The organism is Brevundimonas sp. FG8 (genome assembly GCF_057808845.1).
Genome location: NZ_JBMDIU010000001.1, coordinates 107,355 through 130,705, shown reverse-complemented (window position 1 = coordinate 130,705; position 23,351 = coordinate 107,355). Strand labels below are relative to the sequence as shown.

At 68.9% G+C, this 23,351-nt stretch carries 25 protein-coding genes; 12 read left to right on the top strand and 13 right to left on the bottom strand.

The window, feature by feature from the left end; genetic code table 11:
* Nucleotides 1-92 precede the first annotated feature (92 nt).
* The 6 genes from ACODRV_RS00605 (at nucleotide 93) to ACODRV_RS00580 (ending at nucleotide 6,624) form a co-directional block, all read left to right on the top strand.
* Nucleotides 93-971, top strand: coding sequence for a peptidase (locus tag ACODRV_RS00605; protein ID WP_488907071.1), 879 nt, complete (start codon nucleotides 93-95; stop codon nucleotides 969-971).
* 180 nt (nucleotides 972-1,151) lie between these two features.
* Complete coding sequence (zwf, locus tag ACODRV_RS00600) at nucleotides 1,152-2,612, top strand: glucose-6-phosphate dehydrogenase (protein ID WP_141625760.1); 1,461 nt, start codon at nucleotides 1,152-1,154, stop codon at nucleotides 2,610-2,612.
* Nucleotides 2,605-3,315, top strand: a complete 711-nt coding sequence (gene pgl, locus ACODRV_RS00595; protein WP_205750832.1) for a 6-phosphogluconolactonase — start codon at nucleotides 2,605-2,607, stop codon at nucleotides 3,313-3,315. The genes zwf and pgl overlap by 8 nt, the downstream gene beginning before the upstream one ends.
* A complete protein-coding gene (edd, locus tag ACODRV_RS00590; RefSeq protein WP_141625758.1) occupies nucleotides 3,315-5,207 on the top strand; it encodes a phosphogluconate dehydratase in 1,893 nt (630 codons plus the stop codon). Before pgl ends, edd begins: the two co-directional genes overlap by 1 nt.
* A gap of 64 nt (nucleotides 5,208-5,271) precedes the next feature.
* A complete protein-coding gene (gene glk / locus ACODRV_RS00585; RefSeq protein ID WP_141625757.1) occupies nucleotides 5,272-6,249 on the top strand; it encodes a glucokinase in 978 nt (325 codons plus the stop codon).
* 96 nt (nucleotides 6,250-6,345) lie between these two features.
* The gene (locus ACODRV_RS00580) at nucleotides 6,346-6,624 is read left to right on the top strand and encodes a hypothetical protein (RefSeq protein WP_141625756.1); all 279 of its coding nucleotides are present in this window, start codon (nucleotides 6,346-6,348) and stop codon (nucleotides 6,622-6,624) included.
* Nucleotides 6,625-6,808: 184 nt separating this feature from the next.
* Here ACODRV_RS00580 and ACODRV_RS00575 read toward each other — a convergent pair whose 3' ends face one another.
* The 7 genes from ACODRV_RS00575 to ACODRV_RS00545 all read right to left on the bottom strand — a co-directional run bounded on the left by ACODRV_RS00575 (nucleotide 6,809) and on the right by ACODRV_RS00545 (nucleotide 12,950).
* A complete protein-coding gene (locus ACODRV_RS00575) occupies nucleotides 6,809-7,204 on the bottom strand; it encodes a hypothetical protein (RefSeq protein WP_488907070.1) in 396 nt (131 codons plus the stop codon).
* Nucleotides 7,201-8,502 carry a homogentisate 1,2-dioxygenase gene (gene hmgA / locus ACODRV_RS00570; RefSeq protein ID WP_488907069.1) on the bottom strand — a complete coding sequence of 434 codons (1,302 nt, stop codon included), beginning with the start codon at nucleotides 8,500-8,502 and terminating at the stop codon, nucleotides 7,201-7,203. The genes ACODRV_RS00575 and hmgA overlap by 4 nt, the downstream gene beginning before the upstream one ends.
* 161 nt (nucleotides 8,503-8,663) lie before the next feature.
* Complete coding sequence (locus ACODRV_RS00565) at nucleotides 8,664-9,002, bottom strand: hypothetical protein (RefSeq protein WP_141625753.1); 339 nt, start codon at nucleotides 9,000-9,002, stop codon at nucleotides 8,664-8,666.
* Nucleotides 9,003-9,011: 9 nt separating this feature from the next.
* Nucleotides 9,012-10,268, bottom strand: a complete 1,257-nt coding sequence (locus ACODRV_RS00560) for a hypothetical protein (RefSeq protein ID WP_488907068.1) — start codon at nucleotides 10,266-10,268, stop codon at nucleotides 9,012-9,014.
* A gap of 73 nt (nucleotides 10,269-10,341) precedes the next feature.
* Nucleotides 10,342-11,463 (bottom strand): acyl-CoA dehydrogenase family protein, encoded by a 1,122-nt coding sequence (locus ACODRV_RS00555; RefSeq protein WP_141625752.1) that lies wholly within the window; start codon nucleotides 11,461-11,463, stop codon nucleotides 10,342-10,344.
* A 1-nt stretch (nucleotide 11,464) separates the two neighbouring features.
* Nucleotides 11,465-11,764, bottom strand: a complete 300-nt coding sequence (locus ACODRV_RS00550) for a hypothetical protein (RefSeq protein WP_488907067.1) — start codon at nucleotides 11,762-11,764, stop codon at nucleotides 11,465-11,467.
* 1 nt (nucleotide 11,765) lies between these two features.
* Nucleotides 11,766-12,950: an acyl-CoA dehydrogenase family protein gene (locus tag ACODRV_RS00545; protein ID WP_488907066.1), complete on the bottom strand. Its 1,185-nt coding sequence runs from the start codon at nucleotides 12,948-12,950 to the stop codon at nucleotides 11,766-11,768.
* Nucleotides 12,951-13,098: 148 nt separating this feature from the next.
* Here ACODRV_RS00545 and ACODRV_RS00540 point away from each other — a divergent pair, with 148 nt between their 5' ends.
* Nucleotides 13,099-13,602: a GNAT family acetyltransferase gene (locus ACODRV_RS00540; RefSeq protein WP_141625749.1), complete on the top strand. Its 504-nt coding sequence runs from the start codon at nucleotides 13,099-13,101 to the stop codon at nucleotides 13,600-13,602.
* Nucleotides 13,603-13,623: 21 nt separating this feature from the next.
* Here the strand turns inward: ACODRV_RS00540 and ACODRV_RS00535 are convergent, their stop codons facing one another.
* A complete protein-coding gene (locus ACODRV_RS00535) occupies nucleotides 13,624-13,902 on the bottom strand; it encodes a hypothetical protein (RefSeq protein ID WP_488907065.1) in 279 nt (92 codons plus the stop codon).
* Between the two features lie 133 nt (nucleotides 13,903-14,035).
* Nucleotides 14,036-14,293, bottom strand: a complete 258-nt coding sequence (locus ACODRV_RS00530) for an Lrp/AsnC ligand binding domain-containing protein (RefSeq protein WP_141625748.1) — start codon at nucleotides 14,291-14,293, stop codon at nucleotides 14,036-14,038.
* Between the two features lie 106 nt (nucleotides 14,294-14,399).
* Between ACODRV_RS00530 and ACODRV_RS00525 the strand changes: the two genes are divergently transcribed.
* Both ACODRV_RS00525 and ACODRV_RS00520 read left to right on the top strand, forming a co-directional pair.
* On the top strand, nucleotides 14,400-15,194 hold the full coding sequence (locus ACODRV_RS00525; protein ID WP_488907064.1) for an alpha/beta hydrolase: 795 nt from the start codon (nucleotides 14,400-14,402) through the stop codon (nucleotides 15,192-15,194).
* Nucleotides 15,195-15,279: 85 nt separating this feature from the next.
* Complete coding sequence (locus ACODRV_RS00520; protein WP_141625745.1) at nucleotides 15,280-15,954, top strand: bifunctional 4-hydroxy-2-oxoglutarate aldolase/2-dehydro-3-deoxy-phosphogluconate aldolase; 675 nt, start codon at nucleotides 15,280-15,282, stop codon at nucleotides 15,952-15,954.
* A 147-nt stretch (nucleotides 15,955-16,101) separates the two neighbouring features.
* Here the strand turns inward: ACODRV_RS00520 and ACODRV_RS00515 are convergent, their stop codons facing one another.
* On the bottom strand, nucleotides 16,102-18,939 hold the full coding sequence (locus ACODRV_RS00515; RefSeq protein ID WP_488907063.1) for a M16 family metallopeptidase: 2,838 nt from the start codon (nucleotides 18,937-18,939) through the stop codon (nucleotides 16,102-16,104).
* A gap of 138 nt (nucleotides 18,940-19,077) precedes the next feature.
* Here ACODRV_RS00515 and ACODRV_RS00510 point away from each other — a divergent pair, with 138 nt between their 5' ends.
* From ACODRV_RS00510 to ACODRV_RS00500, 3 genes are all read left to right on the top strand, one after another.
* A complete protein-coding gene (locus ACODRV_RS00510; RefSeq protein WP_141625743.1) occupies nucleotides 19,078-19,308 on the top strand; it encodes a hypothetical protein in 231 nt (76 codons plus the stop codon).
* 88 nt (nucleotides 19,309-19,396) lie between these two features.
* Complete coding sequence (locus ACODRV_RS00505; RefSeq protein ID WP_141625742.1) at nucleotides 19,397-20,089, top strand: Crp/Fnr family transcriptional regulator; 693 nt, start codon at nucleotides 19,397-19,399, stop codon at nucleotides 20,087-20,089.
* Between the two features lie 77 nt (nucleotides 20,090-20,166).
* Nucleotides 20,167-20,865, top strand: a complete 699-nt coding sequence (locus tag ACODRV_RS00500; protein WP_141625741.1) for a Crp/Fnr family transcriptional regulator — start codon at nucleotides 20,167-20,169, stop codon at nucleotides 20,863-20,865.
* On the opposite strand, the gene ACODRV_RS00495 is transcribed toward ACODRV_RS00500, so the two are convergent.
* Genes ACODRV_RS00495 through cuyB form a run of 3 tightly spaced genes read right to left on the bottom strand, consistent with a single transcriptional unit; the run spans nucleotide 20,862 to nucleotide 23,342 of the window.
* Nucleotides 20,862-21,707 carry a ribokinase gene (locus ACODRV_RS00495; protein ID WP_488907062.1) on the bottom strand — a complete coding sequence of 282 codons (846 nt, stop codon included), beginning with the start codon at nucleotides 21,705-21,707 and terminating at the stop codon, nucleotides 20,862-20,864. The genes ACODRV_RS00500 and ACODRV_RS00495 overlap by 4 nt on opposite strands.
* Entirely contained in the window at nucleotides 21,704-22,639 is a 936-nt protein-coding gene (locus ACODRV_RS00490; protein WP_488907061.1) for a nucleoside hydrolase, read from the bottom strand. The genes ACODRV_RS00495 and ACODRV_RS00490 overlap by 4 nt, the downstream gene beginning before the upstream one ends.
* A 40-nt stretch (nucleotides 22,640-22,679) precedes the next feature.
* Nucleotides 22,680-23,342 carry a cysteate racemase gene (cuyB, locus tag ACODRV_RS00485; RefSeq protein WP_488907060.1) on the bottom strand — a complete coding sequence of 221 codons (663 nt, stop codon included), beginning with the start codon at nucleotides 23,340-23,342 and terminating at the stop codon, nucleotides 22,680-22,682.
* Between the last annotated feature and the right edge of the window lie 9 nt (nucleotides 23,343-23,351).

Here is a 23,351-nt window from a genome sequence, read left to right as displayed (position 1 = left end):
GCCAAGAGTCTCCTGCACGCCCGCTTCGGCTTGTCGGATTAACGGCGTCATGCAAACGTTGTTCTGCCAATTTTTTCACCGGGGAGTGAAATATGCTGTTCAGGTCTGTCATCGCCGCGACGGCCGCGGTTCTTCTGGTGGCTCCGGCCGCCCATGCGCAGGACACCTCCGCCCGCGCCACCTACGGCTCAGTGCGACTCAGCTCCGGCTTCACCCCCGATCCGCATACGGTCAGCCTGACCGCCGGCGGCTCCATCGACGCCTCGAACCTCGGCTCGCCCTGCACCGGCTCCATCGCCCGCGCGCCGGATTACGAGCTGACCTACGACGCCGGCTCGCTGCCGCTCTACATCGTCGCCAGCGCCTCCTCGGACACCACCCTGGTCGTCAACGGTCCGGACGGCCTCTGGTACTGCGACGACGACTCCAACGGCGGAACCAACCCGCAGGTCACCTTCAACACGCCCCGTTCCGGAACCTATGACATCTGGGTCGGCACCTTCGGCGGCGGCACGGCTTCGGCGACCCTGACCATCACCGAACTGACGGGCGACGGTGGCGGCGGTGACGGCGGCTATCCGGACACCAGCGCCCGGGCGACCTATGGCGAAACCTACCTCAGCTCGGGCTTCACCCCCGACCCCCACCGGGTCAGCCTGACCGCGGGCGGCAGCATCCAGGCCTCCGTCGTCTCGTCCTCGTGCCGCGGCATCATCGCCGTCGCGCCGGACTACCAGATCACCTACACCGCCGGCTCCCTGCCGCTCGCCATCCAGACGCAGTCAGGCTCGGACACGACGCTGGTGGTCAACGCTCCCGACGGTCAGTGGTACTGCGACGACGACTCGGGCGGCGGCACCAACGCCCAAGTCTACTTCTCCAAGCCGTCGTCGGGCGTCTATGACATCTGGGTCGGCGTCTACAGCGGCAGCAACAACCCGGCGACCCTGCTGGTCACCGAGGTGCCTTAGGCCAGCACGTCCCGCTTTCGGAACCGCTGACGGGCGTCGGGGATTGACCCTGACGCCCGTTTCGCTTTCTCACCTTGACCGTCACATGGTGTTTCAGCGCGCGCCCGGCGGTTGGCTCCGCGCGCGGAAGCGGCCAAAGACCCTTCATCCTGAAGGGTTCAAATAAGTGAAGGAGCACGAATGGCGGCCCTGGTCCTGTTCGGCGGCGGCGGCGACCTCGCCATGCGGATGCTGTTGCCTTCGCTCTATTTCCTCGACCACGAGGGCCTGCTGGCCGACGATCTGAAGATCATCGGCGCCGCCCGCTCCGACGAAAGCCGCGACGAGTACGTCGCCAAGGTCCGCGCCACGGTCGAGAGCAAGGCCCGCGCCGACAACGCCTGGACCGACGCCGCGTGGGCCCGCATGGAGGCCCGCCTCGAATACCTGCCCGTCGACGCCACCAGCGCCGACAGTCTGAAGCCGCTCAAGGCCATGTGCGGCGACGGCGAGATCACCTCCTTCCTGGCGGTCTCCCCCTCCCTGTACGCCCGCATCGTCACCGCGATGAAGGACGCCGGTCTGGCCGACCGGAACTGCCGCGTGGTGCTGGAGAAGCCGGTCGGCCGCGACCTCGCCAGCTTCCGCGAGATCGACGACGCCGTGGGCCAGGCCTTCCGAGAGGATCAGGTCTTCCGCATCGACCACTACCTCGGCAAGGAGACGGTCCAGAACCTGATCGCCCTGCGCTTCGGCAACACCGTGTTCGAGCCGTTGTGGAACAACCTGTCCATCGACCACGTCCAGATCACCATCGGCGAGACGGTCGGCGTCGGTGATCGCTGGCCCTACTACGATGAGTACGGCGCCCTGCGGGACATGCTGCAGAACCACATGCTCCAGCTGCTGTGTCTGGTCGCCATGGAGCCGCCGTCCGACCTCGACCCGGACTCGGTTCGCAACGAGAAGGTCAAGGTCCTGCGCTCCCTGCGCCCCATCACCCACGAGGAAGCCGAACGCGTCACCGTGCGCGGCCAGTACGTGGCCGGGACCGTCGAGGGCAAACCGGTCAAGGGCTATGACGAGGAACGCGGTCAGGATTCGGACACCGAAACCTTCGTCGCCATCCGCGCCGATATCGACAACTGGCGCTGGGCGGGCGTGCCCTTCTTCATGCGCACCGGCAAGCGCCTGCCCGAGAAGCGCACCGAGATCGTCATCCAGTTCAAGCCGCTGCCGCACTCCATCTTCGACCGCGACGACCGCGGCGACGTGCAGGCCAACCGCATGATCATCGAGCTCCAGCCCGAGGAAGACATCTCCCTGACGGTGATGAACAAGCGTCCCGGCCTGGACCAGCGCATGCAGCTTCAACCGATCAAGATGAGCCTGTCGTGGGGCGTCGGCGGAAAGGGGGACGCCGCGCCGCGCCGCCGCATCGCCTACGAGCGCCTGTTGCTCGACGCCCTGCACGGCGACAGCACCCTCTTCGTCCGTCGCGACGAGGCCGAGGCCGCGTGGAAATGGGTCGACGAGGTCTCCGAGGCCTGGGCCGACGGCGATGTGAAGCCGCAGGTATACGTCGCCGGAACCTGGGGCCCCGACTCTTCCGACATGCTGATGGCGCGCACGGGGCGGGAGTGGAATGTCAGCGATGCCTGAGATCGAAGTCTTTGCTGATGGAGCGAGTTGGGCCGACGCCGGCGCCGCCCGCCTGACTGACACCCTGTCCGCCGCCATCGCCGAAACCGGCAAGGGCGTGTTCGCGGGCGCGGGCGGTTCGACCCCCTCGCCCATCTACCGCCTGATGGCCGCCGCCTCGCTCGACTGGTCGAAGGTCGCGGTGACCTTGGTGGACGAGCGCTACGTTCCGGAGACCTCGCCGGAGTCCAACGCCGCACTGATGAAGCAGACCCTGCTGACCGGCTCAGCCGCAGCCGCCCGCTTCGTGCCCCTGTACACCCCGGAGGTCACCGTCGACCGCGCCGCCATCGTCGCCGCCCACGCTCTGGCCGCCGAGACCGACCGTCTCGACGCCGTTCTTCTCGGCATGGGGGAGGATGGCCATATCTGCTCTATGTTCCCCGAAAGCCCGACGCTGAAGACCCTGCTCACCCCCACGCTCAAGCCGACCGTGCTTGGCGTTCCCCGAGGCCGCGACGGTCTGGCCCCCAGCCTTGAGCGCCTGTCGATCAACCTGCCGTACCTGATGCAGGCCCGCCGGGTGGTTCTGGCCCTGACCGGCAAACAGAAGCGCGCCGTGTTCGAGCGCGAGGCCGCGGGCGATCCCGCGACCCAGCCCATCGCCGCCCTGATCGCCGCGAGCGTTCCGCTCGAAGTCCTCTGGACGGAGGCCGCCGCCTGATGCCCAAGCTCCATCCCGTCGTGGCCGAGGTCACCGCCCGCATCGTCGAGCGTTCCCGGACCACCCGCACGGACTACCTGCGCCGCATGGACGCCGCCCGCGACAGCGGCTCGGGTCGCGCCAAGCTGTCCTGCGCCAACTGGGCCCACGCCTTCGCGGGCCAGACCCTCGCCGACAAGCTCACCGCCATGGGCGGCAAGCAGCCGAACGTCGGCATCGTCACCGCCTTCAACGACATGCTCTCGGCCCACCAGCCATTCGAGCGCTTCCCCGAGATCATCCGCGCCGCCACGCGCGAGGTCGGCGCGACGGCCCAGGTCGCCGGCGGCACGCCCGCCATGTGTGACGGCGTCACCCAAGGTCGCCCGGGCATGGAGCTGTCGCTGTTCAGCCGCGACGTCATCGCCATGTCCACCGGCGTCGCCCTGACCCATGACGCCTTCGACGCCGCCATGATGCTTGGGGTCTGCGACAAGATCGTCCCGGGGCTGTTCATCGGCGCCCTGGCCTTCGGCCACCTGCCGGTGATCTTCGCCCCGGCCGGTCCGATGCCGTCGGGCATCCCCAATGCCGAGAAGGCCCGCGTCCGCGCCCTCTACGCGCAAAATCAGGTGGATCGTCAGACCCTGCTGGAAAGCGAGATCGGCTCCTACCACTCGCCCGGCACCTGCACCTTCTACGGCACCGCCAACTCCAACCAGATGATGATGGAGATGGCCGGTCTGCATCTGCCCTCGACCGCCTTCGTGCACCCGGAGACCGGCCTGCGCGACGCCCTGACCGCCGCCGCCGCCAGGCGCTCGGTCGAGCTGGCTCGCACCGACTCAGGCCGTATGGCCGACGTCATTTCCGAGAAGTCGATCGTCAACATGATCGTGGCCCTGCTGGCCACCGGCGGCTCGACCAACCACGCCATCCATCTGGTCGCCATGGCGCGCGCCGCAGGCGTGATCATCGACTGGACCGACATGGACCAGTTGTCCTCGGCGACCCCGCTTCTGGCCCGCGTCTATCCGAACGGCTCGGCGGACGTGAACGCCTTCCAGGCCGCCGGCGGCGTCGCCTTCGTCACCCGCGAACTGGCCGAGCACGGCAACATCCACGCCGACGTCGAAACCGTCATGGGCAAGGGTCTGGACGCCTATTTCCAGGAACCGTCCATGGTCGACGGCGAACTGATGTGGCGCGACGGCGTGGCGCAAAGCCTGGACACCGACATCCTGCGTCCCGCCTCCGATCCGTTCCAGAAGGACGGCGGCCTGCGTCTGGTGAAAGGCGACCTCGGCCGCGCCGTCATCAAGGTCTCGGCGGTCAAGCCGGAGAACCGCATCGTCGAGGCCCCCGCCGCCGTCTTCGAATCGCAGGAAGAGGCCCTTCAGGCCTTCAAGGACGGCAAGCTGAACCGCGACGTCGTCGTGGTCCTGCGCTTCCAGGGCCCGCGCGCCAACGGGATGCCGGAACTGCACAGCCTGTCACCCGCCCTGTCCGTGCTTCAGGACAAGGGCTTCAGGGTCGCCTTCGTCACCGACGGCCGCATGTCCGGCGCCTCGGGCAAGACGCCCGCCGCCATCCACGTATCGCCTGAAGCCCTCGCGGGCGGCCCTCTGGCGCATGTGCGGGACGGCGACATCATCCGTCTGGACGCCGAGGCCGGGGTGCTGAGCACCGTGGGCGTCGCTGATCTGACCGCCCGCCCGGCCGCCCACCGCACCGAGGCCCACGCCACCGGTTCCGCATGGGGATACGGCCGCGAGCTGTTCGGGGCCTTCCGCCATGTCGTCTCGACCGCCGAAGAAGGCGCCTCCGTCTGCTTCGCCGTGCCGCACGGCGCGCCGGTCAACGAAGACACCCCGCCCGATCCGAACATCGTCGACCGGGCTGTCGACGCGTGACGCATATTGTTTATTCCGCTCATCCCCGCGCAGACGGGGACAAGCGGGCAGGAGGAACAAGGCCATGACCATCAACTGGGACCGCACCCTGCTCGTCGGCGACGTCGGCGGCACCAACGCCCGCTTCGCCATCGCCCACATGGTCAACGGCAAGCCGGTGCTCGAGCACCATGAAAGCTTCCCGGCGGAGACCTATCCGACCTTCCTCGAAGGCGTGAAGGCCTTCATCGACGGCTGCGAGGTCAAGCCGACCGGCGGCGTCATCGCCGTGGCCGGTCCGGTCACCGACGGCGAGATCGACCTGACCAACTCGCCCTGGCGGGTGTCGGAAACCGAGCTGGGCACGCTCGGCCTCAAGCCCGTCCGCCTGATCAACGATTTCGAGGCTCTGGCCTGGGGCGCTCCCGTTGTCCCGCAGGCCGAGCTGGCGTCGCTGGGCGGGCCGGAAGAGGGCGACCCGCACGCGGCCATCGCCGTGCTCGGGCCGGGCACCGGCTTCGGCGTCTCGGCTCTGGTGCGCGATGCCCGCGGCAATGAACTGGCCATGCCGTCCGAGGGCGGCCACGCCTGCTTCGCCCCGGGCGACCCGATCGAGGACGAAATCCTGCGCATCCTGCGCCGCCGCTATGACCGCGTCTCGATCGAGCGCCTGATCTGCGGCCCCGGCCTGCTGAACATGCACCGCGCCCTGGCCGAGATCGACGGCCGCGAGACCCATATAGACGATCCGGCCCAGATCACCGCCGAGGCGCTGGAAAACCCGAACAGCCACTGCGGCGCCACCTTGGCCCGCTTCTGCGCCCTGCTGGGCGCCGTGGCCGGCGACATCGCCCTGACCACCGGCGCGCGCGGCGGCGTCTATATCGCCGGCGGGATCGCTCCGCGCATCCTGCCCTTCCTCAAGGCCAGCCCCTTCCGCGAGCGGTTCGAGCGCAAGGGCCGGTTCAAGGACTACATGGCCGCCATCCCGACCCATGTGATCCTGCACAAGCACGCCGCCCTTCTGGGCGCCGCCCGCGTGGCCTTCGCCGCGTCGGAATAATCAACGATGAGGTTCACGTCGCCCTCACGGCGGCGTGAACCTTTTTGACTCCCGCAGGTTGGTCCGGTCCCAGGAAGAGAAAAAGGGACTGTTCCTATGCGTAAGATGATCATCGCCGCTACCGCCGCCTTCGCCTTCGCCGGCCTTGCCGCCTGTGGCGAAAGCGCCGCCGACAAGCAGGCTGAAGCCACCGCCGACCAACTGGAAGCGCAGGCCGCCGCCACGCCGAACGAGGCCGAGGAAAAGGCCCTCAACACCGAGGCTGACCGTATCGAGCAACAGGGTGGCAACGCCGATGGCGGCATGACCACCTCCAACACCCCCAGCACCACGCCGTCGGGTGAAATGACCACGCCGCCGGCCCCGGCGCAGTAAGCTCGTTCCGTCCACGGACGAACGACGAAGGCCCCGCCGCTCTCGCGACGGGGCCTTTTGCTTGGGCCAGACCGGGAGGTGATTGGTGACTGGTGATTGGTGAAGGTGGGCCGACCGACGGCTCGATTGGCTGCCCTTCACTTCAGGCAATCACCAATCACCCAATCACCAATCACCTACGCCCTCAGTCGACGCAGATCGTCGCCTCGGCCTTGCCGTTCTCGACCGTGGTGTAGCAGCCGAAGCGGCTGCTGGTGCGCTGGCAGGTTCCTACAGCAGCGGCCCCCGCTTGCGGCGTGCCCGAGGCGGCTTCCTCGATGCGGCAGTCGCCCTGACAGTCCGAGCCCTTCGTGCAGCGTCGGCCCGCGTCAGCATAGGTGATGACGCAGCGCACCGACTGCATCCGGCCCTGCGGCAGCATCTTGCCGCCCGCGCGATCACACAGGGCCGCGTCGGTCGTCCCGGCGGCGCTGACCTGCGTCGGCTGCGGCGCGGGCGAGGCCGAGGCGTTGTCCGTCGCCGGCATCGGCTGGCAGGCGACGGCGAACAGGGCCGCAACCGCGATGATCACGCGCTTCATGGGTTCACTTGTCCTTTTTCAAAGCCGGTCCAGACGTCGTCGTAGTCCAGCTGCATCGTCGGCGAGGTTTGCGCCCATTCCGTGGTGCGGATCGGCATTCGGGTCTCGAACATGAAGGCCAGGGTGTTCTCGATCTTCACCGGCTTCAGCTCGGCGGCGACCGCCTTGTCATAGGACGCCTGATCCGGCCCGTGCCCGCTCATGCAATTGTGCAGGCTGGCGCCGCCGGGGGCGAAGCCGCCCTCCTTGGCGTCGTATTCGCCCGTCACCAGTCCCATGAACTCACTCATGACGTTCCGGTGGAACCACGGCGGGCGGAAGGTGTCCTCGGCCACCATCCAGCGCGGAGGGAAGATGACAAAGTCGCAGTTGGCCGTCCCCGGCGTATCCGACGGGCTGGTCAGCACCGTGAAGATCGAGGGGTCCGGGTGGTCGAAACTGACCGTCCCGATCGTGTTGAACTTCGCCGTGTCGTATTTGCAGGGCGCGTAGTTGCCGTGCCAGCCGACCACGTCCAGCGGGCTGTGATCGAAGGTGGTGACGTACAGACGTCCGCCGAATTTCTGGATGCACTCGGTCGGGCGGTCCACGTCCTCGAACCAGGCTACCGGGGTCTGGAAGTCGCGCGGATTGGCCAGACCGTTCGAGCCGATCGGTCCCAGATCCGGCAGACGGAAGGCCGCGCCGTAGTTCTCGCACACATAGCCGCGCACCGGCCCGGAGACCTCGACCCGGAAGCGCACGCCGCGCGGGATGACCACGATCTCGCCCGGCCGGGCGTCGATGCGGCCCATCTCGGTGACGAAGGCCTGCTCGCCCTGCTGCGGCACGATCAGCAGCTCGCCATCGGCGCAATAGAAGACCCGGTCGGTCATGGAGCGATTGGCGGCGTACAGGTGGATGCCTACGCCGGTGAGCGCCTCCGCATCCCCGGTCCCGCCATAGGTCACCAGCCCCTCGACCCAGTCGGTCGGCTCGGTTGGGATCGGCAGCGGGTCCCAGCGCATCCGGTTCGGGCTCGGCGGCGCCTCATGGAAGGGGCCGGAGCGCACCAGCTTCTGCGGGAAGGGCCTGTAGGCCGGATGCTGCGCCGACGGACGCAGGCGATACAGCCAGCTGCGGCGGTTCTCGGTGCGCGGCGCGGTGAACGCCGTCCCCGACAGCTGCTCCGCATACAGCCCCATCGGCGCCCGCTGCGGCGAATTTCGCCCCTCGGGCAGCGCGCACGGCACGGCCTCGGTCGCGAAATGATTCCCGAAGCCGCTGAGATACTGAGGCGCGTTGGCTCGCGTCGTCATGTGATGCTCTCCCTTGCGGGAGGTTTAGCAGGCGCGCCCGGTGGCGGGCCACCCCCGCACAGGCCGCTAAGGAGTTTGCGGAGAATGGCGCGGCAGCGTCGATCAGGAGACGGCGGCTTCGTCGAGGCCGGAGACGCCTCGAACACCGGCGCCGACAGCCCTCAGCTCTCCCACCGCAGCGGCAACCGCACCTTCAGCCCCCTGACCGACCGGCCATTCGCAAGCCTTGGGTGAAGGCGGAAGAACTGGCTTAGATGCAGGGCGTGGCGCGTCACCCGCTCATCTCCCGGCGGACTGGACCGCTCCACGACACAGTCGTGCAGGGCGCCGTCGGCCAGAACCGAACACAGCAGTTCCGCATCCGCCTGCGCGGGCCACTCGGTGACCATTGGGATCAGGGCCTCGGACGGAGGCGTCGCCGCCCATCGCGGGCTGACGATCACCCCGTCCACCACTTGGGGACTTTGAAGGGCGAGAACAGCGAGGGCAGCGAGCAGCATGGGCGTTCCCTACTCCATCTCCAGCCGGAAGTCCCCGTCCCGCTCCCCGGCCGTCAGCAGCCACCCGTCGTTCAACCTCAGCGTCCAGCCCGGCCCCTCGACCGCACCCGCCGAAACTGGCGCCGCCACCGTGACACCGCTCCAATTGTCGTCGATCAGGGCGCCGTCGCTCACTTCCAGCACACCCCAGGCATCCACCACCCGCAGCGTCGGATAAACGGATCCATGCGGCGGCAAGGCAGTGATCTTGCCGGGATCAAACGCGATCCGCATGGACCGGAACGGTAAATGCAGCCGGGGTCCGTCCACCAGCTTCGCCGTCCAGTCGGCCGCGATCGCCCGCGCCTGCTCCGCCCGAAGGGCTTCCTCCGCACGGATCGCCGCGCCGCCGTATCGCGCCTCGGCGGCGCCCGCGTCCCCAACCCGCAGGTCCAGCCGCGCAGCCAACAGATCGCCCAGATCATCACCCCCCTTCAACGACCGTCGCCAGTCCGCATCCGCTCCGTCCAGCAGCAGGCCGTAGGCGGGTCCGGATGCGTAGGCGAAGCTGCGTACGAACGAAGCACCGCCCTCGGCGGCGCCGAGGGCGGCGACAGCCAGCGCCCGCGCATCCCCGCCGGACAGCCTCAGCCCGGTGTATTCGGCCAGCCCCTCATTCATCTCCAGCGCCCGCTCGTCCTCGGCGCTCCCCAACGCCCGCCGGGCGGCCCGGAAGGCCAGTGCATCGGACACCGCCTGCCGCCGTGCGGCGTCACTGTCCGCGTTCAGCGCCGCCGCCAGCGCGCGCCACTCCAGCCGCATCAGGGCGCGACCGTCCTCGCTGTCCAGATGCGCCGGGGTCGGAGACCGGGCGGGAAGGCCGAGCGCCTCCTGCACCCCGTGCCAACGCTCATGCGCCATCAGCGCCCGCCGTCGCACGGGATCCTGCGGAAGGGGCTGCATCAGCATCGCCCAGCGCACCCCGTCCCAGTCCAGCGACGTATTGGCGATGTTGACCGTTCCCGGCAGCGTTGCTGTGAACAGGTCGCCGTCGGGCTGCAGGGCGTCGCTCGTCCCCCTGTGGTCCGTATGGATCGTCCGGGTCGCCGGATCGACCAGCAGCACGGGCGTGCACAGCTCGACGCCCCAAAGGTCCCCGCCGTCCGCCGCGCAAGCCGCCCGCGCCTCGGCGAACACCTCCGCCGGCGTCAGAGCCGGTGTCGGGGTCTGGGCCAGAACCGGAGCGGCGATAAAGGCCGCAAGCCCGGCCAGTGCGAGTACGCGCATGAGCAAACTCCTCCTGCGCGCATTTCCCTTGCTTATTGTGACGCTTCTACGGCTGCATCTGGTCGAAAAAGTCCTAGAACCCTTGGCTCTGCGCCATCCGTTCCTGATGGAACCCGGCGTCGCCCAGCAGTTCGTTCAGCACCCGGACCCGTTTCATGAACAGGCCGACGTCGAACTCGTCGGTCATGCCGACGCCGCCGTGCATCTGCACCGCCTCCTGCACCGCCAGTTCGGCGACGCGCCCGGCCTTGGCCTTGGCGACAGACACCGCCAGCGGCGCCTTCTCCTTGCCGGCGTCGAGCGCTTGCAGCGCGCCGATCACCGCCGCGCGGGCGATCTCGATCTCGCTGTACAGGTGCGCCGCCCGGTGTTGCAGCGCCTGGAACTCGCCGATCAGCTTGCCGAACTGTTTGCGGGTCCGCAGGTATTCCATGGTCGTCTGGAAGGCCTGATCGCCCGCGCCGTTCAGCGACGCCGCCGCGCAGGCCCGGCCAAGATTCAGCGCGCCTTCCAGCAGGGCTTCGCCTTCATCCACCGACCCGATCACGGCGTCCGCATCGACCTCGACGTCCGTCAGGGTCACCCGCGCCGCATTGTGCGCGTCGACCATCACCGTGCGCTCGATCTCCACGCCCTTCGTCTTCGGATCGACGAGGAACAGGGTCAGGCCGTTCTCGGTCAGGGCCGCGACGATCAGGGCGTCGGCGACGTGGCCGTCCAGCACGAAGCCCTTGGCGCCGTTCAGTTTGAACCCGTTGCCCGCGCGCTCGGCGACGGTGGCGATCTTCGACGGCGCATGCTTGGCGCCCTCATCGACGGCCAGCGACAGGATCGCCTCGCCCGCCGCGATCTTCGGCAACCATTCGGCCTGCTGTTCCGCCGAGCCGCCGTCCACCAGCACCTTGGCCGACAGCACGCCCGAGCCCATGAAGGGCGACGGCGTCAGGGTCCGCCCCAGCGCCTCGGCCACGACACCAGCTTCCACGGCGCCCAGCGCCGATCCGCCATGTTCCTCGGGGATGATGACCCCGGCGAAACCCATCTCGCCGAACGCCTTCCACAGCTCGCGCGACACCCCGTCGGCGTCGCGGCTGTCGCGCAGCTTGCGCAGGTGGGTGATGGGCGCGTGCTCGCTCAGGAAGCCGTCGGCGGCCTCCTTCAGCATGGTCTGCTCTTCGGTCAGGATCAGGGGCATATCAACTCACCAGCATGGGGGTGAAAAGGGCGACCAACTGGATCACAAGCGTCGTCGTGATCGCGGTCAGGGCGTGTTTCTTCAGGGTCTTCGACAGGATCACAGCCAAGGCGATGCCGAGGATCGGCGCCAGCACGACCGTCCAGGCCAGCACCTGGATCGTCGGGGCCGTCTCCACGAAGTTCGGCCAGGCCCAGGCCAGCATCCCGATGTAGCTCAGCGACACGAACATCGCGCCGATCAGCCACAGCACGACGCCGACAAGAGCGATGGCGCGCCACCACGGCATGTCCTGCGCCACGTCAGGCTCCCGGCAGCTGCAGCAGGTGTTTGGCGATGATGTTCAGCTGCACCTCGCTGGTGCCGCCTTCGATGGAGTTGGCCTTGGTGCGCAGCCAGTCGCGGGCGACCGTGCCCTCGCGTGACCGCTCGCCTTCCCACTCCAGCGCGTCCGCGCCGCCGGCCGCCATCAGCAGTTCATGGCGGCGCTTGTTCAGCTCCGAGCCGTAGTATTTCAGCATCGAGGCGATGGCCGGATGGGCCTGACGGGCCTTCATCTGATCGCCCGCCCGCTCCATCGCCAGCCGGAAGGCGGCCGCGTCGATCTCCAGCTCGGCCACCCTGGCGCGCAGCATCAGGTCGTCCAGACGACCTTCCTCATCGCTGCCGATCGAGTCCGTCGCCACCTGGCCCAGCGGCCGTCCGCCGCCCGCGTCGCCGATGGCGCCGATCATCGTCCGCTCATGGGCCAGCAGCGCCTTGGCCACGTCCCAGCCCCGGTTCAGCGTCCCGACCAGGTTCTCCTTCTCGACGCGCACGTCATCGAAGAAGGTCTCGCAGAACGGGCTCTTGCCGCTGATCAGGGTGATCGGCTTGGTCGTGACGCCGGGCGTCGCCATGTCGAACAGCACGAACGAGATGCCCAGATGTTTGGGCGCCTCCGGGTCCGTCCGCACCAGACAGAAGATCCAGTCGGCCTTGTCCGCATACGACGTCCAGATCTTCTGACCGTTGACGATCCAGTGGTCGCCCTTGTCCTCGGCCTTCGTCTGGACGTTCGCCAGATCGGACCCCGCGCCCGGCTCCGAATAGCCCTGGCACCATCGGATTTCGCCGCGCACGATCTCGGGCAGGAAGCGCTTCTTCTGTTCCTCGGTGCCGAACTGCAGCAGCGCCGGTCCCAGCATCCAGATGCCGAAGCTCGACAGCGCCATCTGGGCGTCGATGCGGCGCAGTTCGGACGCCAGCACCTTGGCCTCCTCGCGGCTCAGTCCGCCGCCGCCGTATTCCTTGGGCCACTCCGGCGCGGTCCAGCCGCGCGCGCCCATCCGCTCCATCCAGAGCTTGTGCGCCGGGGTCTTGAACTCGGCGTTGCGCCCGCCCCAGACCCGGTCTTCCTCATTGTCCAGCGGCCCGCGCACCTCCGGCGGACAGTTCTCCTGCAACCACGCGCGCACCTCGGCGCGGAATGCGTCCAGATCAGCCATTTTCCAACCCTTGATGTCCGTTTGCCGGAGCTCTTGGACGAAGGTTAGCAGCGATAAGTCTCGTTTGACTACGGTGTTTTCCTCCCTCTCGCAGACGGGGAGGCCGCGGCCACGGCAACGCTCGCCCCGGTGACCGCGTTAGGCGCCCATGAGCCTGATCACCCGCGCCGTCTTCGCCGCCGCCAGCCTGCTCCTGCTGCTGCTCGCCCTCGCCCTGGTGGGGGTCGGCCTGCGCGAGGCGGTGGGCGCCTTCACCAGCGACACCGACAGCGTCGCCGACGCCGTGCTCGACACCCTCGGCTATGTCATCGTCGCCATCGCCGTCTTCGACGTGGCCAAATACCTGTTCGAGGACGAGGTGCGACGCGGCTCCGAACGGCGCAGCGCGTCGGAAGCCCGGCGCAGCCTGACCAAATTCCTCTCCACCATCATCATCGCCCTGTTCCTCGAAGGGCTGGTTCTGGTGTTCAAGACGGCCCGCGAGGACGTCGCCCTGATGGGCTATCCCGCCGCCATGATCGCCGTCTCGGTGCTGGTGCTGGTTGGCCTGGGCGTCTTCCAGCGCCTGTCCGCCACGGTCGAGGAAAAGGTCGGCGATGACGACGAGGCCGAAGAGGCGGCGGAAGAGGGCAGGCCCAAACGCAAGCGCTGAGACCTTGCGCCTACCGCTGGATCAGTCAGCGGCGCCGGAACGCCGTCCCCCGCCCCTCGGCGCGAATGTCGCGGAGGCTATGGCCGAGAGCAGCAAGAACATCGCCGGCGTCGTGAACAGCGACGGGGTGAACCCGTACTGTCTGTCCGACCCCTGAAGCACCAGCACGCCGGTCACCAGAACCGCCCAGACCCCCGACGCGCACGCGCAGGCGATGAACACATCGCGCCAGCGCCTCACCTTCACGCCGATCACCAGACCCACGGCGAACAAGACGATCAGAAGAACTCTTCCCTGCATGTTCACTCCCCCCGAACATTTCCAAAGCATCACCCCACGGGCGTCAGAAGCGGTTCGCCCGTCAGCCCCGACGCCGCCAGCGCCTGCCTCATCAGCGCGGGCAGTCCCGGCATCGCCAGAACGGCGTCTCCGCTCATCGAGCGGTCGGCAGGAAGGGCGAGAAGGTGATGACGGTGAAGCTGTCGCGGATGTTCGGGCGGGTTTGCACCGACTTGGTCACGAAGGTCCCGATGTCGAGATCCTTCGGCAGCGAGAATTTGGCCAGCAGGTCGTACTGGCCCGAGGTCGAATAGACCTCCGAGACGTACTCGACATTGTCCACGATGTCGGCCGCCACGTCATTGGCGTGGCCCAGCTCGCATTTGATGAAGACGAAGATGGCGGTCATCATGGCGGCGGCTCCGAGGGATTGGGGAATAGGGATTAGGGATTAGGTCGTTGTTCGTCCAGACTGGCCGCGTGCCCTAATCCTTAATCCCTAATCCCTGGTCCCTCCCATGGATCTCGAAGCCGAATACAACAACCGCGCCCGCGTGCCCGACCACATGCAGGCCATGGGTCAGTGGAAGGCCGCCGCCGAAGCCGCCCGCGCCGCCCATCCGCCCGAGGTCATCGCCTACGGCCCCGGACCGCGTGAGGTGATGGACCTGTTCTCCGCCGGACCGGAAGCCCCGATCGTCGTCTTCCTGCACGGCGGCTACTGGCAGGCGCTGGACAAGGACTGGTTCAGCGGTCTCGCCCCCGCCCTGCTCCACCACGGCGTCAGTCTGGCCGTCCCCTCCTATGATCTGGCGCCGACCGGGCGGCTCGGGACCATCCTCAAGCAGGTGCGTGAGGCGGTGGACCTGATCCGCGCCCGCAACGGCGGCAAGCGCCCGGTGGTCTTCGGCCATTCGGCGGGCGGCCATATGTCGGCCTGCATGCTCTCGGAGGCCCGCGCCTCCGCCGCCGTGGCCATCAGCGGCGTCTTCGACCTGCGCCCCCTCATCGGCACCTCGATCAACACGGCGTTGGACCTGGACCCCAACGAGGCCGCCGCCCTGTCCCCCATCTTCTGGCCAATCCCCAACGGCTCGACGCCCGGCGGGACCATCCTCGACTGCCTCGTCGGCGGCGAGGAGAGCCCGGAGTTCCTGCGCCAGTCGAAGATGATGGCCGACCACTGGGCCAACAACGGCGTCGAAACCCGCTACGAGGCGCTGGAAGGCCTCAACCACTTCACCGTTCTGGGCCCGCTGCTGGACCCCGACAGCGCCATGGTGAAGCGGGTGATGGAACTGGCGAAACAATAAGTTCCGCGCCCCGGTCCTTTCGCTTCCCGCATCCAGCGGGATACACAGAACCCCGACACCGGTGACAGCCGGAGCGGAGATTGAAATGCGCCACGACCGCCTGACCGTTCTCAACGCCCTCGAGGCGCAGGGCGTCGCCCCCGTCTTCTATCATGCGGACCCGGAGGTCTGCCTGAACGTGATCCGCGCCTGTGCGCGCGGCGGGGCCAGGGCCATCGAGTTCACCAACCGGGGCGACTTCGCCGTCGACCTGTTCGGCGAACTGGCGCGCGAGCTGCAGAAGACCGATCCGGACATCATCCTGGGCATCGGCTCGGTCATCGACGCCCCGACCGCCGCGATGTTCCTGAACCGCGGCGCCCGCTTCATCGTCAGCCCCTGTCTGGTGGAAGACGTGGCCAAGGTCTGCAACCGCCGCATGACCGCCTACTTCCCCGGCTGCGGCTCGGTCACCGAGATCGGTCAGGCGCACGAGCTGGGCTGCGAGATCGTCAAGCTGTTCCCGGGCGCCAGCGTCGGCGGCCCGGACTTCGTCAAGGCGGTGCTCGGCCCCATGCCCTGGACCAAGATCATGCCGACCGGCGGCGTCGATCCGGATGACGCCAGCATCGCCAAATGGTTCGGCTCGGGCATCGTCGCCGCCGGCATGGGCTCCAAACTCATCACCGACGCCGCCGTGAAAGCCGGCGACTGGGCGAGCATCGAGGCCCAGGTCCGCAAGACCGTCGACGCCATCGCGGCCTTCCGGGCGTCGAAGTAGCCGCAACCCCTCCACCATGCTTCGCCTACGGCTCGCACGGTCCCCCTCCCCACCTTCGGTGGAGAGGTGAGAGTTCGCGTTCACCTCTCCACGCAGTGGGGAGGTGGCTCGACGGCGAAGCCGGAGAGACGGAGGGGTCGCCCCCCTTCAGCGCAGCGTCGCGCTGTCCAGATTCAGCTCCGCCGCCGGAATCACCACCAGATCGGGGTGCGCCGCGCGCAGGGCGTCGATGAACATCGCGGCCTGACCGACCACGACCACATAGGCCTGTTCCGAGCTGACGGCCTGCGCCGTCGCCCGCACGGTTTCGGGCGTGTTGGCGTTGATGCGGCCCGCATAGGTCTGCACCTCGCTCAGCGGCAGACCATAGGTGACGGCGTCCGCCAGCACCCCGCCCAGCCCGCCCGTCGTCTCCACGCTGCGCGAGAAGTTCCCGGTCACGAAGGCTTCGCGGTCAGTCACCGCCTGCGCCGTCACCGGCTCCGTGCGCAGCCGATCGAACTCGGCCAGCACCAGACCCACCACCTCGGCGGCGCTCTCGTTCTTGGTCTGGGTCGTTGCGGTCAGCAGGCCGTCGTCCACCCGCGCCTGTAGCGAGGAGTTGGCGCCGTAGCTCAGGCCGCGCTTGGCCCGCACCTCCTGGAACAGGTGGCCGTTCTGACCGCCGCCGATGATGCTGTTGACCACCGCCAGCGGATAGTAGGCCTCGTCCGAACGACCCGGCGCGCGCACCGCCGCCGCCACCGCGGCCTGACCGGCGCCCGGCAGGTCCACCACCACCACGCGCGGCGGCAGGACCGCGCCCGACCGGTTCGTCACCGTCGGCGCGGCGCCCGCGGGCCGTTCCCATCCGCCCAGCGTCCGCTCGGCGAAGGCGAAGGCCTCCTCCGGCTCCATGCCTCCGGTGATGATCAGGGCGGCGTTGTCCGGTCGCCACCAGCGGTCATGGAAGGCCACCAGATCATCGCGCGTGATGGCGCCGATGCTGGTCGGCGTGCCCGAGTTCGGCGCGCCATAGGGGGCGTCGCCGAAGGCCAGACGGTTCAGCACCAGACCGGCCAGCGGCCCCGGCTGGCGCAGATTGACCCGCAGGCCGTTCACCGCCCGCGTCCGGTTGCGCGCCACCTCGGCCTCGGCGAAGTCGGGGCGCTGGACCACGTCGGCCAGCACCGCCCCCACCTGATCGGCCGAGGCCACAGGCGACGACATGAAGACCGTGGTCGCGTCCGCGCTCGCTCCGCCGCCGATATTGGCGCCCAGCGCCTCCAGCGTGCGGGCGATCTCAGGGGCCGAGCGGCCGCCGGCCCCGTCGCTCGCCAGCCCCGCCGTCATCGAGGCCAGACCGGCGCGATCCGCCGGGTCCGCCGCAGCCCCGCCCGCGATGACCAGCTGGGCGTTGATGATCGGCAGATCGGTCGATTTGGCCGCGATCACCCGCAGGCCGTTCGACAGGGTGCGCTCGGCGATCACCGGGGCCGCCATCGCCCGGGGCGCGCCCGGCTCCGGCGGCGCCATCCGCTGGCCTTCCGGCAGCAGTTCGTTGGGCGGCAGGATCGCGGGCGGCACGCTGACGAAGGTCGGCATCGGCGCCGGGTTCTTCCAGCTGTCCTCGCTGACGCCCGCCGGACGCTGGCTCTCGTCCTGATAGCGGACCGAGACCCGCGCCCGTTCGTTCAGATAGGTCCGCGCCACGCGCTGCACGTCCGCCGCCGTCACCGCCTGGATCGCCGCCAGCCGGGTGTCCGGCGCGCGCGGATCATTCTCCGCCACCAGGGCCCGGCCCAGGATAAAGGCCCGGCCCGACGCGGTCTCGCGCTGACGCAGTTCCGACGCCACGATCTCCATCTTGGCCTCGGCCAGTTCGGCGGCGGTCACCGGCTCATCGCGGATGCGGTCCAGCTCGACGTCCAGCGCCGCCTCGACGTCAGCGATAGACTTGCCCTGAGCCACCGTCGCATTGACGGTAATTGTCCCGGCCTCCTCCATCGACCCCGAGCTCAGCCCTGCGCCCGTGACCAGCTGGCTGCCGTACACCAGCGACTGATAGAGGCGTGAGCTCTCGCCCCGCGACATGATCCCGGCCAGCACGTCCAGCGCCGCCGCATCCGGATGGCTCGCCGCCACGCCCGGATAGATGGCCGCGATGGCCGGCAGCGGCACGTTCGGCGCATAGGCCTCGACCAGACGCGGCTCGGTGCGCGGCGCCGAGACCGGACGTTCGAACACCGGCACCGGACGATCCGGATTCCGGATGCCCGCGAAATACTGGTCGACCCAGGCGTCCAGCTGCGCCTGATCGAAATTGCCCGACACGATCAGGGTCGCGGTCGACGGGCGGTAATAGGCCTCGTGGAAGGCGCGGGCGTCCTCGATGGTCGCCGAATTCAGCTGCTCGATCGAGCCGATCACGCTGCGGCGATAGATCGACTGGTCGAACTCATTGTCCCCGATCACGAAGGTGCCCAGACGACCGTAAGGCGGCGCATAGACCCGCTGGCGCAGCTCTTCCTTCACGATGTCGCGCTCGGCGTTGAACACCGCCTCGTCCACCACCGGCCGGGCCATCCGCTCGGCGTGGGTCCACAGCATCGTCTCCAGATACTGGGGCGGCACCGTCTCGTAGTAGTTGGTCATGTCCTGACCGGTGGAGGCGTTGCGCGTCCCGCCCGCGTTCTCGACGATGGTCGAGATCTGGCCGTAGGGAAGGTTCACCGTCTTGCGGCTCAGGATGTGTTCAAACAGGTGGGCGAAGCCGCTGCGGCCCTCCGGATCGTCCTTGCCGCCCACGTCGTACCAGACCTGCACCGTCACCGTGCCGGCGCTCGCGTCGGGCATGGAATAGACGTTCAGTCCGTTGGCCAGCGTCCGGTGCGTGTACTGCAAAGGCGGCACGCTGATGGTCGCGGCCTCCTGCGCCAGAACCGGGAAGGCCGGCGCGGTCAGCGCCAGCAGCGAGGCGCCCAGCAGGGCGGCGGTGCGGATCATCATGAGGTCCCCCAAGGACTGAACGGAACAGATCGGTCGCGACCCTAACAGCGGCCCGGCGATCATCGGATTGCAACTTCGTAATGAAAGTCGGCTGCCGGGCAGACCCCTCCCCCCGCAAAGCCCTAAGGCAGGGGAATGGCGCTGTACCGACTGCTCTTCCACGCCGACAGGGGCTCCGATCCGTCGGTCCGCGAGGTCGAATCCGCCGACGACGGCGCCGCGGTTCAGACCGCCCTCTCCGTCCTGCGTGACACGCCCGCCGTGACCGCCGTCGAAGTCTTCGCCGACACCCGGCTGATCACGCGCATGGAACGCCCTGACGAGGCTTTCCTGAACGCCCGTTCCGGCCTTCACGGACTGCGCTGAGCCCTTGTCCACGCGCGCTTGCCTCCAAAGTCACGCTTAAGTCGACTTCCGACAGACGCAGGGCGTCGGATCATCCTATCCGCCGGACATGAACGGGATTCAGGCGGGCAACCGACTCATCGCAGCGCTCGGACCGGCGGACCGCGCGGCGCTGCTCGCGCACACTGTTCCGGTCGAGTTTCCGCCCGGCCAGATTTTCCACGAGCCGGGCGACCCGATCGACCACGTCTATTTCATCGATCAGGGGATCGTCTCCGCCGTGGCGGTTCTGCACGACGGTCGAACGGTCGAAACCGTCATGGTCGGTTTCGAGGGCGTGGCGGGCGGTCTGGCCGCCGCCGTTCCACAGCCGGCCTTCACCCGCAATGTCGCCCAGATGGCCGGCGCCGCCCGTCGCATTGACGCCGCCCGCCTGCGCGCCCTGGTCGCGGAACGTCCGGCCATTCGCGAAGTCCTGTCGGTCTATCTGGCCGCGCTTCAGGCCGAGCTGGAACAATCCGCCGCCTGCAACGCCCTGCACCGGGCCGAGCAGCGGCTGGCCAAATGGCTGCTGCGTTGCCACGACCGTGTCGACGGCGCCGCCTTCAACCTGACGCAGGAGTATATGGCTTCCATGCTCGGCTCCCAGCGCACCACGATGAACGAGGCCGCCCAGAACCTGCTGAAGCTCGGCGCCATCACCTATTCGCGCGGCCGCATCACCGTGACGGATCGGGCCGCGCTCGAACGGGCGGCCTGTGAGTGCTACCGCGCCGCCGACGTCTTCCACCTGACGCTCTGACCGTCGGAACCGGCGCCCCCTCTGGCGGTTATGTCGGGTTCAGCCGCCGCCTTCTTTCCTGACGAAAGGACGCTCCTGTGACCGAACCCGCCAATCTCCTGCTGGACAGTCTCCCGCCGCCGGACCGGGCGGCCCTGCTGACCTCCGCCACCCGCATCCGCTTCCAGCTCGGCGAGGATCTGATCACGCCGGGCCAGATGATCGAGGCCGTCCACTTCCCCCTGTCCGGCATCATCTCGACGGTGAACGAGATGGCCGACGGTCGCTCGGTCGAGGCCTTCATGGTCGGGCGTGAGGGCGTCGCCGGAATCGAAGCCACCACCATCCCCATGCGCTCCGGCTCGCGTCAGACCATCCAGTTGACGGGCGAGGCCATGCGCATCGACGCGGGCCGCGTTCGCGCCCTGGCCAACGAGCGCCCGGCCATCCGCCGGATGCTGGCCCTCTATCACGCCGGCATCCAGCGCGAGCTGGAACAGACCGCCGCCTGCCACGCCCTGCATCAGGCCGAGCGCCGTCTGGCGAAATGGCTGCTCCGCTGCCACGACCGCGCAGACAGCGACACCATCCAGCTGACGCAGGAGTACATGGCCGCCATGCTGGGCTCCCAGCGGACCACGGTGAACGAGGCCGCCCAGACCCTCCAGGCCAACGGCGCCGTCCGCTATGCGCGCGGCAAAATCCAGGTCCTCAGCCGCTCGGCGCTCGAGGCCTCCGCCTGCGAATGCTACCGCAAGATCACCGTCCACCACGCCGAAACGGGCGAAGCGGCCTAGCCTTCAAGGATCGCCTCGACCTCCTCGCGGGTCGGCATGGACGGCTGGGCGCCCGGGCGGGTCGCCGCGATGGCCCCCGCCGCGCAGGCGAAGCTCAGCGCCGCCTCCGGCTCCAGGCCTTCCAGCAGCGCCACGCAGATCGCCCCGACGAAACAATCGCCCGCCCCCGTCGCATCCACCGCCCGCACCTTGGGCGGCGTGGCGCGGGCCAGTTCGACTCCGCGCTGGAACAGGGTCGCCCCCGCCGCGCCCTGCGTCACCACCACCCGTCCGCCGCCGTGATGCAGCAGATCACCATAGAAGGCCGCCTCGGTCTCATTGACCACGATCAGATCGGCCCGTCGCAGCAGCTGGTCCGACACCGGCTGCGCCGGCGCCAGGTTCACGCAAACGAAGTCCGTCGCCCGGCCGACCGCCGCCTCGACCGTCTCGATCGGCAGCTCCAGTTGCAGGATCAGCGGCCCCTCGATCCGGGCAGGAAGCTGCTCGGGGAAGGCGCTGTGGTTGGCCCCCGCCGCGACCACGATCTGGTTCTCGCCGTCCGGGTCCACCGCGATCAGGGCCACGCCGGTCGGCTGCTCCGCATCCGCCAGCACCCCGCCGATGTCCACGTCGTCCGCCAGCAACAGGGCCAGCGCCTCCTCGGCCATGGAGTCCCGCCCGACGCGCCCGATCAGGCAGACGTCCGCCCCCAGCCGCTGCGCCGCCAGCGCCTGATTGGCGCCCTTGCCGCCCGGATGCCGGGCCAGCACGCCCCCCGTCACCGTCTCGCCCGCGCGCGGCAGCTTCGGCGCCGTCGCCACGAAATCCAGATTGATCGACCCGACGACCGTGATCCTCATGCGACCTTCTCCCCGATCAGCGCGAACACCCCGTCCGCGTCGGCCCGCACCGCCCAGCGATGCTTCAGCGGCTCGCCCGCCACCGCTTCGCGGAACTCCACCGCCGTATGGCCGCGCGTCAGATCGCTCTGCGTCTCCACCCGCACCAGACAGTCCTTCAGCTCAAACAGCTCCGGCTTCAGCAGCCAGGCCACCGGACACGGGTCATGCAGGGGCGAGGCGTCCCAGCCGACGATCGTCCGCTCCACCCGCTGCGAGAAGCGCAGCATGCTCGCCGCCGTCTCCGCCATCGGAGTACCAATGGCCTCCACCGCCGCGATCCGCGCCTCGGTCGCCCGCACCTGATGGGTCGCGTCCAGCCCGAACAGCACCACCTCCGCCCCGGTCGCCAGCACCTCCGCCGCCGCCTCGGGGTCAGCCCAGATGTTGAACTCGGCCGAGGCGGTGATGTTGCCGCCCTCGCTGCGCGCGCCGCCCATGACCGCCACCGGCCCCAGCCGTTCGGCCAGCGTCGGCTCCTTGCGGATCGCCAGCGCCAGATTGGTCATCGGCCCCAGCACGGCCATCGCCACCGACTTCGCCGGGCGGCTCATCACCAGTTCGACGATGGCGTCCGCCGCATGACCGTCCGCGCACGGAAGATCGGGCTCAAACGGCGCCAGATCACCCGTCCCTTCCGGCCCGTGAAAGTCGGTCGCCGTGCCCAGGGTCCGCGCCAGCGGCTGCTCCGCGCCCATGAACACCGGCACGTCCGGACGGCCCGCGATCTGCCTCAGCATCCGCGCATTCCGCGCGGTCTTCACCACCGGCACATTGCCGCCCACCGTGGTCACGGCCAGCAGCTCGAACGCATCAGCCCCGAAGGCCAGCATCAGCGCCACGGCGTCATCCACGCCGGGGTCGCAGTCGATAATCAGCGAAAGTTTGGTCACCGCACGGATGTGCAGCGGGTCGCGTGCGGGGGCAAGCCCTTCAGCCGCACGCCTCCACACAGGCCGCCGCCAGCACCTCCGCCGAGTCCACCAGCGGCGCGCTCACCCCTCCCGCCCGCAGCAGCAGCGGCACCTCCGTACAGCCCGCGATCACCGCCCCGGCCCCCGCGCTGACCAGCGCCGCCGCCAACCGCCGCATCTCGCCGCGCGGCCCCTCGCCGTCGTCGCCCGCCTTCACCGCGAACACCGCCGTCATGAAGGCTTCCCGGTCCGCGCCCTCCAGCCGCACGATCTGAAGCCCCGCTTTCGCCAGCGCACCGGCGTACAGCGCCTCCCCGCCCGGCGTGGCCAGCACCCCGATCCGCGTCGCGCCGGTCGCCGCCGCGGCCTCCACCGTCGCGCCGATCATGTCGATGAACGGAAGCCCCGCCGCCCGGATCGCGTCGGCATGGGCGTGGGCCGTATTGCACGGCATGGCCAGCACCTGCGCCCCCGCCTCGCGCAGCCTCACCGCCATCTCGCCCAGCGTCACCCCTGCCGCCTCCGGCTGCGTATGCCGGTTCGGCACATGCGGATTCAGGTCCACCAGCATGCGGATGTGATCCTCATCCCGCGTCGCCGGCGTCAGCGCCTGCACCCGCGCCATGAAGGCCGTCGTCGCGACAGGGCCCATGCCGCCGAGAATGCCGAGGGTTCGGGTCACCCCACGCCC

Excerpts from the sequence above, each read along its gene's own strand:
- ACODRV_RS00605 (WP_488907071.1), top strand. The coding sequence starts at position 93 with ATGCTGTTCAGGTCTGTCATCGCCGCGACGGCCGCGGTTCTTCTGGTG.
- zwf (WP_141625760.1), top strand. The coding sequence starts at position 1,152 with ATGGCGGCCCTGGTCCTGTTCGGCGGCGGCGGCGACCTCGCCATGCGG.
- pgl (WP_205750832.1), top strand. The coding sequence starts at position 2,605 with ATGCCTGAGATCGAAGTCTTTGCTGATGGAGCGAGTTGGGCCGACGCC.
- edd (WP_141625758.1), top strand. The coding sequence starts at position 3,315 with ATGCCCAAGCTCCATCCCGTCGTGGCCGAGGTCACCGCCCGCATCGTC.
- glk (WP_141625757.1), top strand. The coding sequence starts at position 5,272 with ATGACCATCAACTGGGACCGCACCCTGCTCGTCGGCGACGTCGGCGGC.
- ACODRV_RS00580 (WP_141625756.1), top strand. The coding sequence starts at position 6,346 with ATGCGTAAGATGATCATCGCCGCTACCGCCGCCTTCGCCTTCGCCGGC.
- ACODRV_RS00575 (WP_488907070.1), bottom strand. The coding sequence starts at position 7,204 with ATGAAGCGCGTGATCATCGCGGTTGCGGCCCTGTTCGCCGTCGCCTGC.
- hmgA (WP_488907069.1), bottom strand. The coding sequence starts at position 8,502 with ATGACGACGCGAGCCAACGCGCCTCAGTATCTCAGCGGCTTCGGGAAT.
- ACODRV_RS00565 (WP_141625753.1), bottom strand. The coding sequence starts at position 9,002 with ATGCTGCTCGCTGCCCTCGCTGTTCTCGCCCTTCAAAGTCCCCAAGTG.
- ACODRV_RS00560 (WP_488907068.1), bottom strand. The coding sequence starts at position 10,268 with ATGCGCGTACTCGCACTGGCCGGGCTTGCGGCCTTTATCGCCGCTCCG.
- ACODRV_RS00555 (WP_141625752.1), bottom strand. The coding sequence starts at position 11,463 with ATGCCCCTGATCCTGACCGAAGAGCAGACCATGCTGAAGGAGGCCGCC.
- ACODRV_RS00545 (WP_488907066.1), bottom strand. The coding sequence starts at position 12,950 with ATGGCTGATCTGGACGCATTCCGCGCCGAGGTGCGCGCGTGGTTGCAG.
- ACODRV_RS00540 (WP_141625749.1), top strand. The coding sequence starts at position 13,099 with ATGAGCCTGATCACCCGCGCCGTCTTCGCCGCCGCCAGCCTGCTCCTG.
- ACODRV_RS00535 (WP_488907065.1), bottom strand. The coding sequence starts at position 13,902 with ATGCAGGGAAGAGTTCTTCTGATCGTCTTGTTCGCCGTGGGTCTGGTG.
- ACODRV_RS00530 (WP_141625748.1), bottom strand. The coding sequence starts at position 14,293 with ATGATGACCGCCATCTTCGTCTTCATCAAATGCGAGCTGGGCCACGCC.
- ACODRV_RS00525 (WP_488907064.1), top strand. The coding sequence starts at position 14,400 with ATGGATCTCGAAGCCGAATACAACAACCGCGCCCGCGTGCCCGACCAC.
- ACODRV_RS00520 (WP_141625745.1), top strand. The coding sequence starts at position 15,280 with ATGCGCCACGACCGCCTGACCGTTCTCAACGCCCTCGAGGCGCAGGGC.
- ACODRV_RS00515 (WP_488907063.1), bottom strand. The coding sequence starts at position 18,939 with ATGATCCGCACCGCCGCCCTGCTGGGCGCCTCGCTGCTGGCGCTGACC.
- ACODRV_RS00510 (WP_141625743.1), top strand. The coding sequence starts at position 19,078 with ATGGCGCTGTACCGACTGCTCTTCCACGCCGACAGGGGCTCCGATCCG.
- ACODRV_RS00505 (WP_141625742.1), top strand. The coding sequence starts at position 19,397 with ATGAACGGGATTCAGGCGGGCAACCGACTCATCGCAGCGCTCGGACCG.
- ACODRV_RS00495 (WP_488907062.1), bottom strand. The coding sequence starts at position 21,707 with ATGAGGATCACGGTCGTCGGGTCGATCAATCTGGATTTCGTGGCGACG.